The organism is Fusobacterium sp. (assembly GCF_030528405.1).
Taxonomy (GTDB): domain Bacteria; phylum Fusobacteriota; class Fusobacteriia; order Fusobacteriales; family Fusobacteriaceae; genus Fusobacterium.
Window position 1 is genome coordinate 1 of the sequence record NZ_JAUMYY010000045.1, and the last position, 12,701, is coordinate 12,701.

The following is a 12,701-nucleotide window of genomic DNA, read 5'->3' on the forward strand; positions in this document are numbered from 1 at the left end:
TTTTCTTTATAAACTCTTCAATAGATTCCAAACAAACTCTTAAAAGTTTATCAATTTCCTCATTAGTTATAATGTAAGGGGGCATAAAATAAATAGTGTTTCCTATGGGTCTAATAAGAACTCCTTTTTTTAAAGCAATTTTATAAATTTCTCTACCTACTCGTTCATTTGGAGCAAAATTTTTTAATTCTAATGCACCTATAAGTCCAATATGTCTGTATTCTTTGACATATTCTTTATTTTTAAAAATTTTCCTAGCCTGTTCTTTTAAATAAGCACCTTTTTTATTGACAAGAGCTAAAATATTTTCTTCTTTAAAAATTTTTAAAACTTCCAAAGCTATTCTACAGCCTAAAGGATTCCCTGAATAGGTGTGAGAATGTAAAAATGATTTACCTTCTTTATAATCTGCATAGAAGGCATTAAAAATATCAGTTGTTATACATACCATAGCAATGGGATAGTAACCAGAGGATAGCCCCTTTGCTATACACATAATATCAGGTTCTATACTTGCATGTTCACAGGCAAACATTTTTCCTGTTCTTCCAAAACCCATAGCTATTTCATCATCAATTAAATGAATATTATATTTTTTTGTAAATTCCCTTACTTTTTTTAAATAATTATCAGAGTATATAAGCATACCTGCTGCACCTTGAACTAGAGGTTCAACTATCATACAAGCAATTTCATTATGCCTTTCTTTTAAGAGATTTTCTAATTCTTCAAGACATTCATTTTCATATTTTTTAAATTCAGATTCAGATAGTTTTTCATTTAAATAAGGGACTTTAACTTTTATTCCTTCTTTAATAAGGGGTCTGTAGGTTTCAGTAAATATATCCACATCACCTACTCCTAAAGCACCTATAGTTTCTCCATGATAGGCATTTTGTAAAGAAATAAATTTTGTTTTTTGCGGATTGCCAGTTTGAAGATGATATTGGAAGCTAAGCTTTAAAGCCATTTCAATACTTGAAGAGCCATTGTCTGAGAATAAGAATTTATTAAGTCCTCTAGGAAGAACTTTCTCCAACTCTTCACAGAGTTCTATAGCTGGTTCATGAGCAAAATTTGCAAAGATAACATGCTCTAGAGTACTAATCTGTTCATTTATAATTTTGTTAATTCTTGGATTACAGTGTCCAAAAAGATTAACCCACCAGCTTGAAATACAATCCATATATCTATTACCCTGTTCATCTATTAAATAAAGTCCTTCAGCTTTTTTTATAACTAAGGGAGGGTCATTTTCGAAATCTTTCATTTGAGTACAGGGATGAAAAATATATTTTAAATCTTTTTTTTGTAATTCACTAAAATTATTAGCCATTTAAAGTCCTCCTAAAAGTTTTTTTAAGTCATCATCTTCAATTCTACTTTGTGCATTTTTTATTATGATAAAGTTTTTTATTTGGGAATCTTCTAAAATAACTTTTATATTGTCATCTTCATAGAAATTTCCTCTATAATTATTGAAAACTAGACCTATAATTTTTATATTCATAGATTTAAGGCTATTAATTGTAAGCATAGTGTGGTTTATAGAACCTACTTTTGTCCCACAGACTAATATTACAGGTAAATCAAAAATTTTTATTAAATCATATATATATAATTCATTTCTAATTAAAGGAACATAAAGTCCCCCAGCTCCTTCTACAATAATATTTTTATGTTTAGACTTGATATTACTATAATGTTTTTTAATTTTAGCTATATCAATTTTTATATTTTCTTTTTCAGCAGCTAGATGAGGAGAAACCTCTTCTTTTAAAGTATAGCAGACCATATCCTCTTGATAATCTATATTTGAAAATTTACAGACAGTCTCAACATCTGGAGCAATAAAAAGCCCATTTTTTTCAAAACATCCACTTTGAACAGGTTTAAAGTAATAGAATTGGTAATTGAAAAGTCTGTTGAATAAAAGAGAACTGACATAGGTTTTCCCTACGTCAGTATCAGTTCCTATTATAAAAAAATCCTTTTTTTTAACCATAACAAAACTCCCTAAAGCTCATAACCAAGCTCTTCAATCATTTCTTTATCACTTTGGATAGTTGTGCCAGTAGTTGTTAGGAAATTACCAGTAAGTGCTGCATTGACACCAGCTTTTAAACCTTTTTTAGCATATGTACCAAGTTTTACTCTACCACCGCCATATCTTATATATGAATTAGGCATTATAAAACGGTAGATAGCTATAGTTTTTAAAACTTCTCTTGGATCTAGAGCTTCATTATTTTCAAATGGAGTACCAGGAATTGGAGTTAAAACATTTATAGGTATAGAACAAATACCAAGATCTTTAAGATCAAAAGCCATATCAATTCTATCAACAATAGTTTCTCCTAGTCCAAAAATTCCTCCACTGCATACATCTAAGCCAATTTCTTTAGCATATTTAATTGTATTTATTCTATCATCGTAAGTATGGGAAGTACATACATTGGGGTAATATCTTCTTGAAGATTCCAAATTATGATGGTAAGTTTTTACACCAGCATCACGAAGCCTAAGTAAAGCCTCTTTAGAGCATATTCCATGAGAAGCACAAAGATCAAGTTTATCAGTGTGTTCACCTAAATATTTATATATCTCTTCTAACTTATCTAATTCTTTTTCATTTCCGTTTAAGCCTCTACCACTTGTAACTAAAGAGAATCTATGAGCACCTTCTCTTTCATTTCTTTTAGCTTCACAGAGAGCTAATTCTTTTGAGATAAGTCCATAGACTTCAGCTGTTGTCTTAAAGTGGATAGACTGAGCACAATACTTACAGTTTTCAGAGCATTTTCCTGACTTTGCATTTATAATTGTACAAAGGTCGAAATAATTTCCACAAAATCTTTCCCTAATTTTATCAGCTGCTTCAAAAAGTACATCTAAAGTATCCTCGTCATCATTTGGTATTTGAGCCAGTTTGATAGCCTCATCATAGCTAATGGAATAATTGCCAGACATAATTTTTTCCTTTAGATTTAAAATAAAGTCCTTTTCTCCAATTTCTTCTTTAATTTCTTTAATGTTTTTAGATTTCAAAAAATTAAAATTTTCAAAATTAGATTTTACAGCTTGAATATTTGGTTTTTTCATATCATTGCCTTTCCCTTTCCTTGCACTAAAAATTTATAAAATACTATATAAATAATAACATAAATAAATTAAATTATCTATATGTAAATTTTATATAACTTTTAAAATTAAGATTAATTTATTTTAAGAGAAAAATATTTAAGAATTTTATCAAAATTAATGATACAATATAAAATAAAAATTAAAAATAAAAGGTGTTTTACATGATAACTATAAAGAAAATTTCAGATTTAAAATATAAAATAGACAAAAATCCTTTTTATGTAGATGGAAAGGGAGGGCAGTTAGGTGATAGAGCTATAATAGCTGATGCAAAAATAGTAGAAGTTTATGAAGATTATATAGTTCTTGATAGAAATTTAGCTGATGGAAAATATGAATACGAAATTGATGTAAAAAGAAGAAAAGATATCTCAAAGCAACATACAGCACAGCATATTTTTTCAGCTTTAGCATATAATAAATTTTCTTTAAATACTGTAGGATTTAGAATGGCTGAGGAATATACAACAGTTGATTTAGATAATAAGGATATCACTGAAGAGATGATGGTAATGCTTGAAGAAGAAGTAAATCAAATAATATCTAAGAATATAGGTGTAGAGGAACTTATATTTTCAAATGAAGAAGCTCATAAGTTAGAAAATTTAAGAAAGCAGGTTAAAGATAAAATAAAAGGTGATGTAAGATTTATAAAAATTTCAGATATTGATATTTGTGCTTGTGCAGGTTTTCATGTGAAGAAAACTTCTGAAATAAAAATTTTTAAAATAATAGCTCATGAAATTGTAAAAGGAAATTGGACCAGATTTTATTTTTTAGCAGGTGATAGAGCTAGAAAAGATTACAGTCAAAAACATAAAATTATAAAGAACTTGACCAATATTTTTAGTTGTAAAACTGACGAAATTTTAGATATGCTTGATAAAAATTTAAAGGAAAAAGAAAAAATAGAGGGGAACTTTAAAAATTTATTAAATAAATACAGTGTTTATTTAGTAAAAGAATTAGAAGAAAATCATATAGAATACAGAGGTCAAAAAATAATTTTATATACTGAGGATAAAAATATTGCAGAAATTTTAGGAAGATATGTAAATTTAGATGAATTTTTATTAATCTGTGGTTACGATAAAAATTATAGTTTTATCTCAAATAAAGTAAATTGTCAAAATTTAATAAAAAATATAAGCAAAAATAATCAAGAGATAAAAGGAGGGGGGAGCCCTAAAAAGGGTAATATAAAACTATCAAAGAACTATAGTTATAGAGAAATTTTAGAGATTATAAAAAGAGGAATAGATGAAGAAGGAAATGAAGACGGATAAAATAAATATTTTAAATTTAACAAAACAAGAATTGACAGATTTGGTACTTTCATTTGGAATGAAAAAGTTTTATGGCAAAGAAATTTTTATTTGGTTGCATAAAAAAATAGTTAGAAATTTTGATGATATGACGAATATTTCATTAAAAGATAGGGAACTATTAAAAGAAAAAACTTATATTCCATTTTTTAATTTGCTAAAGCAGCAGATTTCAAAAATAGATAAAACAGAAAAATTTTTATTTGAATTGGAAGATGGTGGAACAATAGAAACAGTACTTTTAAGACATAGGGATTCAAACAATAGAGAATTAAGAAATACACTCTGTGTATCCTCACAGGTTGGTTGCCCAGTAAAATGTAGTTTTTGTGCTACTGGTCAGGACGGCTATATGAGAAATTTATCAGTTAGTGAAATCATAAATCAGGTTTATACAGTGGAAAGAAGACTTATAAAAAAAGGCGATGAAATAAATAATATAGTTTTTATGGGGATGGGAGAACCATTGCTTAATCTTTCAAATTTAACAAAGGCACTTTCGATTTTATATGATGGAGATGGAATAAACATTTCTAAAAGAAGGATTACAATTTCTACGTCAGGAGTTGTTTCTGGAATTGAAAAAATATTGTTAGAAAAACTACCTATAGAACTTGCGATATCGCTTCATAGCGCAATAAATGAAAAAAGAGACAAAATAATTCCTATAAATAAAAATTTTCCTTTGGAAGATTTAGCTGCAGTTTTGATAGAATATCAAAAGCAGACTAAGAGGAGATTAACGTTTGAGTATATACTTATTGATGATTTTAATATTTCAGAAAATGATGCCAATGCTTTGGCTGATTTTGTACATCAATTTGATCATATAGTTAATTTAATACCGTATAATGAAGTTCCCAATGTTGAACATAGGCGACCAAGTGAGAAAAAAATTGACAAATTTTTTAAATACTTAAAAAATAATAGAAGAGTAAATGCTACCCTAAGAAAAGAGAAGGGAAGTGATATTGATGGTGCCTGTGGTCAACTTAGACAAAAAAATAAAAAAGGAGATAATTAAGTAATATGAAAAGACTTTTTTTACTTTTTTTTAAAATATCTATAGTATTAATTCTATTTATGGGTTTAACAGTACTTGGAATAGTTATAAAGTATAGAATGGATATGCCTAATCTTCAACAGTTGGTAGAAGATTATACCCCTGCAGCTCCAAGTACTATTTATGATAGAAATAATAAAGAGATAGATGTTTTGTATACTGAGTCTAGAGAGTTAGCCAGTATAAGAGAAATTCCTGACAGTTTGAAAAATGCTTTTATGGCAATAGAAGATAAAAAATTTTATTCCCATAGTGGAATACATTTAAAAGGTATATTAAGAGCTATTGTTAATAATATAAAGAAAGGAAAGGCAACTCAAGGAGGAAGTTCTATAACTCAACAATTAGCTAAAAATGCATTTTTAACTTCTGAAAGAAAACTATCAAGAAAAATCAAAGAGGCAATTTTAACTTTTGAAATGGAAAGAACTTATACCAAGGATGAAATTTTAGAAAAGTATTTAAATGAGATTTATTTTGGTTCAGGTTCATATGGAGTTAAAACTGCTGCGAAACAATTTTTTCAAAAGGACATAAAAGATTTAAATATTGCTGAATCAGCATTATTAGCGGGTATACCTAATAGACCATCTAAATATGATCCTGTTAGAAATTTAGAGAATGCACTTTCAAGACAAAAAATAATATTAAAAGAAATGCTCTCAGATAAGCGTATAAGCCAAGAGGAGTATAATAGAGCTATAGCACATGAATTTATTGTTGATGATGAAAATAATAAAAGAGTAAGTAATGAAAGTTTGACGGTTATATATCCAAAGAAAAACAATAAATTTTATAAGAATCCTGAATTTACAGTTTTAGTTGAAGATTTCCTTCAAGAATTATATTCTGATGATGAAATTTTTAAAGGTGGACTTAAAATTTATACAACATTGGATTTAGATTATCAAAAGATTGCTAAAGAAGTATTTGATAATTATGAAACTTTAAAAAATTCAGATTTAGATGGAGCTATGATAACAGTGGATCCATTTACAGGAGGAATTATATCAATAATTGGTGGTAAAGATTTTAAGGCAAAAAATTTCAACAGAGCTTTAATGGCAAAAAGACAGTATGGTTCGTCATTTAAACCTTTTCTCTATCTTTTAGCTATGAAAAATGGCTTTAATCCATATTCAGTTGTAGTTGATGATTATTTTGTTCGTGGTTCTTGGGCACCTAAAAATTATGGAGGAAATTATTCAGGAAATTCAACACTTTTAAATTCTCTAAATCATTCACTTAATATTCCAGCTATAAAGCTATTGGAGGAAATAGGTGTGGAGAAGTTTGCAGATGAAACTAAAAATTTAAAATATTCAGGAAAAATAAAGGATTTAACAGCTGCACTAGGTTCAGTTGAAGTAAGTCCTATAAATTTAGCTATGGATTTTTCTATCTTTGTAAATGGTGGAAATATGATTGAAGCAAATTTAATAAGAGAAGTTAGAGATACACAGGACACATTGATTTATGTGGCAGATGTAAAAAAAGAAAGAATTTTTGACAGCTTGGATACCAGTGTCATAACAGCTATGCTAAAAACAGTAGTGAGTAATGGGACGGGTTCCAGAGCAAAAGTTTATGATAAAAATGGAAAGGCTATAGAGCAGGGAGGAAAAACAGGAACAACAAATGAAAATAGAACAATATGGTATGCAGGAATTACTCCTGAGTATGTAACAGTTGCTTATATAGGTCGAGATGATAATAAACCAGTACTAGGTAAGGTGACGGGTGGAGGAGTAGTAGCACCACTTTGGGCTAGATATTATCAAAGACTTATAAAAGAAAATTTATATAGTCCTGGGAAATTTGAATTTTTAGAAAATCATTTGGAAGCTGGAGAACTGATGAAACAAAATATAAATATTTATAACGGACTATTGAGCAGCGAAAAAAGTAGAACAGTTATAGTGCCTAAAGGAAGACTTCAAGTTGAAAGTGAAGTTAAGTATAGAAGAGGAATAGCAACAGTTTTTGGCTTAGATGCTCAAGTAGGAACTGGAGAAGGAAATTCGGAGATATATTTTAATCCTGATATAAATACAAGCACAGAAAATTCAGATAATGATGGATTGTTTAACAGGCTTTTAGGAGAATGATGTGTTAAATGAAAAACAATTTGAAGCTGTAAATACAGTTAAAGGACCTCTTGTTATTATAGCGGGTCCTGGAACTGGAAAAACCAAAACCCTTGTAGAAAGAGTTGTAAATATACTTATAAATCAAAATACAAGTCCGAATAAAATAATTTTGACTACTTTTACAAATAAGGCAGCTAGGGAGTTAGAATTAAGAATAAATGAAAGATTAGAGGAGATGGGGGTAAATATTGATTTAAGTGATATGTATATTGGAACTATGCATTCTATTTGGCTTAGATTAATAGAAGAGAATATTAAGTACTCTAATTTTTTTGATAACTTTGAATTGATGACCTCTGATTATGAACAACATTTTTTTATTTATTCAAATTTAAAAGCTTATAAAAAATTAGATAACTATAGGGAATTTTTTGATAATATATCCTATAGAGGAGATTGGGAGATAAGTGGTTTTATCAGAAAAAAAATAAATGATCTCAATGAAAATTGTATAGATATTAAAGAAATAAGCAGCTCTGATAAATATATAAATTTTATAAAAGATGCCTATATTTTATATGAGGAGCAATTATTTAAAGAAAATAAAATAGATTTTTCATATCTTCAGATAGAATTTTTAAATATGTTACAAAAAAATAAAGAATTTTTAATTGAGATGAATGAAAAGATAGATTTTTTAATGATAGACGAATATCAAGATAGCAATAGAGTACAGGAAAAAATTTTATTACTAATCTCAAATATAAAAAAAAACATATGTGTTGTTGGAGATGAAGATCAATCTATTTATAGATTTAGAGGAGCAACAGCCGAAAATATTTTAAATTTTTCGAAACATTTTGATAATGAATGTAAATTGATAATTTTAGATAAAAATTATAGATCTTTAGCAGACATAGTTGATTTCAATAATAAGTGGATAAATTATATAGATTGGAAGGGACATAAATTTGAAAAGAATATTATTTCTGTCAGAACAGAAGGGATTTTAAATTCAAATGTTCTTCACATAGCTGGGAATAATTCCGATGAAAACATAAGAAATACTGTATCTTTTATAAAAAAATTAAAAAATAGTGGAAAAATAGATAATTATAATCAAATAGCTATACTATTTTCAAGTTTTAAGGATTCCAATGCAAAAAAATTAGAATCTATGCTAAATAAAGAAGGCATAGAAGTTTATTCACCAAGGACAAAAGTATTTTTTGAGATGTATGAAATTAAATTAACTTTGGGTATAATTTTAGCTTGCTTCAAAAAATATATCACAGTTCAAGGAACTTACTTGGAAGATTGTCTAAGTTTAGCCCGATATTATGCGAAGAAAGATAAAAATATTTTAGAGTGGATAAAAGCTAAGATAGAATTTTTAGAAGATATGGAATATGAATCTTTGAATAATATTTTTTATGAATTGTTCCAATTTGAATATTATAAAAATATATTTGATGACACTACTCCTAGTGTTTCTAGAGCTAGGCACAATCTTTCAGTTCTAAGTAAAATATTAAAAGACTTCCAAAAATATGTAGGCTATAAAAAAATAAGTTCTCAAGCAGACCATGTTGTTGTTAAATATTTTTTTGAAAAGTATATACCTATTTTAAAAAAGGCAAGAATAGAAGATATTTCAAGTGAGGAAGACTATCCAGATAATTGTATAGTTTTTTTAACTATTCATCAAGCAAAAGGACTAGAGTTTCCTGCTGTAATAGTATATTCACTTTATTCAAAACCTCAAATTCATAATACTTCAGATAGATTGACAAGTATAGATAGACTTTTAAACTCTGCCACTGAGTTAAGTGAAATAGATAAGGAGTATTTCGATTTTTATAGAAAATTTTATGTTGCCTTTTCAAGGGCAAAGAATCTTTTAGTTTTAAGCTCGGATATTAAAACACTTTCTGATAATTTTAAAGCCTTTTTCTATTCCATTCCAAGTGTAAACAGTATAAGCTTTAATATGGAAGAACTTAAATTAGACAGACTCACAGAAAAAAAAGAAAATAAAATTTTTGCATTTACAAGTGATATAGCACTTTATAAGTTTTGTCCACAAAAGTATAAGTTTATGAGGGAAGATAATTTTCAAAGCTTTGAAAAAATGGCTTTAAATATTGGGACTATAGCGCACAAAGCTATAGAGCACATAAATAGAAGGTTAAAACAGGATAAGGAGAAGAAATTTTCTTTAGAATATATTGAAAAATTAATTGAAAAGATATATAGAATACGAAAGTTATCTCCAGATGAAAACTTTAATAACTTAGTTTATTTGGTTTTTAGTTACATAGAAAAAGAAAGAACCAATTTTAAATATATTTATAAGGTAGAAGCCTCTGAATATAGGATAGAAGAGGATTATATGCTCTATGGAAAGATAGATTTAATTTTAGATAGGAATAAAGTTTTAGAAGTAATAGATTTTAAGACTGGGAGATATCTGAATGAAATAGATTATAATTTAATTTATAATCAGCAACTATCATTTTATAAATTACTATTAAAGAAAAAATATCCTGACAGACAAATAAAAACTTTCCTTTATTATTTAGAAGAAGAAGATGCAAAAAAAGAACTTATAATTGAAGACAGAGATTTAGAGAAAAACTATCAAGAAGTAAAAAAAATAGGAAGTGCCATACTTGAAAAGAAATTTTTTAAAAGAGAATACAGTTTTGAAACCTGTGGAAACTGTGAATTTAAATATTATTGTTATGGAGAATTGATATGAAAATAATTCATTGCTCTGATTTACATTTGGGTAAAAAACCTAGTGGAACAAGAAAATTTTCAGATACAAGATTTGAAGATTTCTTCTCAGCTTTTGAAAATCTAATAGATAAAATATCTACCTTAGAGGTGGATATTTTTATAATTGCTGGAGATATTTTTGATAAGAAGGAGATAAATGCTAATATTTTAGAGAAAACAGAAAATTTATTGAGAACTTTAAAGGAGAGAAAAAAAGATCTGAAAATAATAGCAATAGAAGGAAATCATGATATTATAACTTCTAAAGAGGATTCATGGCTAGAATATCTAAAGACAAAAAAATATTTAGAAGTTTATTCATATAAAAAAGATTTTGAAGAGGAAAATTTTTTTAAAATAGGAGATATTAATTTTTATCCTGTAGGTTATCCAGGATTTATGGTAGATAGTGTTTTAGAGAAATTAGCAGCAAAGCTTGATGAAAAAGAAAAAAATATAGTTATAGTTCACACAGGAATTTCAGGTTCTGATACATTGCCAGGACTTGTTTCCACAAAGACACTAGATCTTTTTAAGGATAAAGTAATTTATATGGCAGCAGGACATATACATTCATTTACTGTTTATCCTAAAGAGAAACCATATTTTTTTATACCTGGCTCGTTAGAGTTTACAAATATTCTCAATGAAAGAGCAGATAGAAAAGGAGCTATATATTTTGATACAGAAACGGGAAAATATGAGTTTATTGAAGTTAAACATAGAAAAAGATTAAAAACAGATCTATTTGATTATGGAGAAGATATTGAAAAAGATTTTGAAAAATTTTTAAAAAGCTTAAATTTAACAGGAGAAGAGCTTTTAATTGTTCCTATAAAAAATAAAAATAATGACTATATAAATATAGAAAGATTAGAAGAAATTGCAAGGAATGAAGGAGCTTTAAAGACATATTTTGAGATAAGATTAGAAAACTTCAGTAGTAAAAGCTCTTTTGAAGAAGGAACATTAAATATAGGGGAAATAGAAAGTTTACTAATACAAGAGTGGAATGTTTTAAAAGATAAAAAGAATTTTGCAGAGAGTTTTTCTCTTCTAAAAAATCTTTTTTTAAACGAGGACTATGAAGGTTTTAGGGAAAAATTTGATAGACTTTTAGAGGATGATGAAGATGATAATAAAGAAGATTAGTTTAGAAAATTATCGCTCTCACAAAAATACTAGTATTGAATTGTCTGAAGGGATAAATTTAATTTTAGGAGAGAATGGAAGAGGGAAATCTTCTATTCTTGAAGCTATAGGAATAGTTATTTTTGATATAAATGATAGAAGTGGTAGGAAAACAGGAAAATCCTTTATTAGATATGGAGAAAATTCAGCAAAGGTTGAAATAGACTTTATTGCTAATGATGGCAGAGAATATTCATTAAAAAGTATTTTTCACTCTAAAAAGAGTACTACTAGTATTTTAAAAGATCTGAGTGGCAACGAAGAAATAAAAAATAAAGAGGAACTTAGAGCAAAATTAAATGAACTTTGTGGTATAAAAAAAGATTATACAGATGTCTATGACAATATAATCATAGCCAAGCAGAATGAATTTATAAATATATTTAAAGATAAGCCTGCTGAAAGAGAAAGAATATTTAATAAGATTTTTAATACTGAACTTTATTCTGAAATGTACAGTGGTATTCTAAAAGATATAGAGGATAGGTATAATAGAGAACTTGAAAAAATAGAAACAGAAAGAAATATTATCTCAACTGGTATTATGGATGAGATAAATCTTTTAAATGAAATGCAAAAGTTGGAAAAACTTAGGCAAGAGTTAGAAAAAAGCCTAAATTTATATAAGGGTGATAGGGAAAAACTATCCGAGGAAATATATGATTTTGAAAAGAAAGAAAGAGAAATAGATAGTTATAATAGAGAAATTTTAAATCAAAAAGACAAAATAATTGAAATGAAGGTCAATTTGAAAAAAAATATTTACCTAGCTAAAAAGGCAAAGAGTGCAAAAAAAAATAGTTCAAGAAAATGAAGAAAAATATCATTTATTTATATCTGTAAATAAAGAACTAAAAAGTAATAGACTGATTCTAGAAAAATTAAAAAAAATAGATGAAAATAATAAAAGACTAATTAATAAAAATGAGATATTAAACTTTGAACTAAAGCAAAATTTTGAAAATTTAGAAAGAATTAAAAAAGAAATTTTTGACTTTTCAAATGAAAAAAAGATGTTAGAAAAAGAAATTTTAGAGGCTGAAATTCAAAGAAGAGAACTTGTATACAAAGAGAAGAACTTAAGAAATATATTAGAAAATATTGAAA

The 12,701-nt window shown here is 27.1% G+C and carries 10 protein-coding genes; 7 read left to right on the forward strand and 3 right to left on the reverse strand.

Annotated features, from left to right (window positions below):
* The 3 genes from bioA to bioB form a co-directional block, all read right to left on the reverse strand.
* Positions 1-1,336, reverse strand: a 1,336-nt coding sequence (gene bioA / locus Q4A58_RS07065) for an adenosylmethionine--8-amino-7-oxononanoate transaminase (protein ID WP_303117839.1), incomplete at its 3' end; no start/stop codon positions are given.
* Positions 1,337-2,005 (reverse strand): dethiobiotin synthase, encoded by a 669-nt coding sequence (bioD, locus tag Q4A58_RS07070; RefSeq protein ID WP_303117840.1) that lies wholly within the window; start codon positions 2,003-2,005, stop codon positions 1,337-1,339.
* Positions 2,006-2,016: 11 nt separating this feature from the next.
* The gene (gene bioB, locus Q4A58_RS07075; RefSeq protein WP_303117842.1) at positions 2,017-3,102 is read right to left on the reverse strand and encodes a biotin synthase BioB; all 1,086 of its coding nucleotides are present in this window, start codon (positions 3,100-3,102) and stop codon (positions 2,017-2,019) included.
* Between the two features lie 203 nt (positions 3,103-3,305).
* On the opposite strand from bioB, the gene Q4A58_RS07080 reads away from it, so the two are divergent.
* The 7 genes from Q4A58_RS07080 to Q4A58_RS07110 form a co-directional block, all read left to right on the forward strand.
* A complete protein-coding gene (locus Q4A58_RS07080; RefSeq protein WP_303117844.1) occupies positions 3,306-4,430 on the forward strand; it encodes an alanyl-tRNA editing protein in 1,125 nt (374 codons plus the stop codon).
* Entirely contained in the window at positions 4,417-5,493 is a 1,077-nt protein-coding gene (gene rlmN, locus Q4A58_RS07085) for a 23S rRNA (adenine(2503)-C(2))-methyltransferase RlmN (RefSeq protein WP_303117854.1), read from the forward strand. Before Q4A58_RS07080 ends, rlmN begins: the two co-directional genes overlap by 14 nt.
* A gap of 5 nt (positions 5,494-5,498) precedes the next feature.
* A complete protein-coding gene (locus Q4A58_RS07090; protein ID WP_303117846.1) occupies positions 5,499-7,640 on the forward strand; it encodes a transglycosylase domain-containing protein in 2,142 nt (713 codons plus the stop codon).
* Position 7,641: 1 nt separating this feature from the next.
* Positions 7,642-10,383 carry an ATP-dependent DNA helicase gene (locus tag Q4A58_RS07095; RefSeq protein WP_303117847.1) on the forward strand — a complete coding sequence of 914 codons (2,742 nt, stop codon included), beginning with the start codon at positions 7,642-7,644 and terminating at the stop codon, positions 10,381-10,383.
* Entirely contained in the window at positions 10,380-11,555 is a 1,176-nt protein-coding gene (locus tag Q4A58_RS07100; RefSeq protein ID WP_303117849.1) for an exonuclease SbcCD subunit D, read from the forward strand. Before Q4A58_RS07095 ends, Q4A58_RS07100 begins: the two co-directional genes overlap by 4 nt.
* The gene (locus tag Q4A58_RS07105; protein WP_303117851.1) at positions 11,530-12,408 is read left to right on the forward strand and encodes an SMC family ATPase; all 879 of its coding nucleotides are present in this window, start codon (positions 11,530-11,532) and stop codon (positions 12,406-12,408) included. Before Q4A58_RS07100 ends, Q4A58_RS07105 begins: the two co-directional genes overlap by 26 nt.
* The coding region (locus Q4A58_RS07110) for a hypothetical protein (protein ID WP_303117853.1) at positions 12,380-12,701 on the forward strand (322 nt) is incomplete at its 3' end. The genes Q4A58_RS07105 and Q4A58_RS07110, both read left to right, overlap by 29 nt.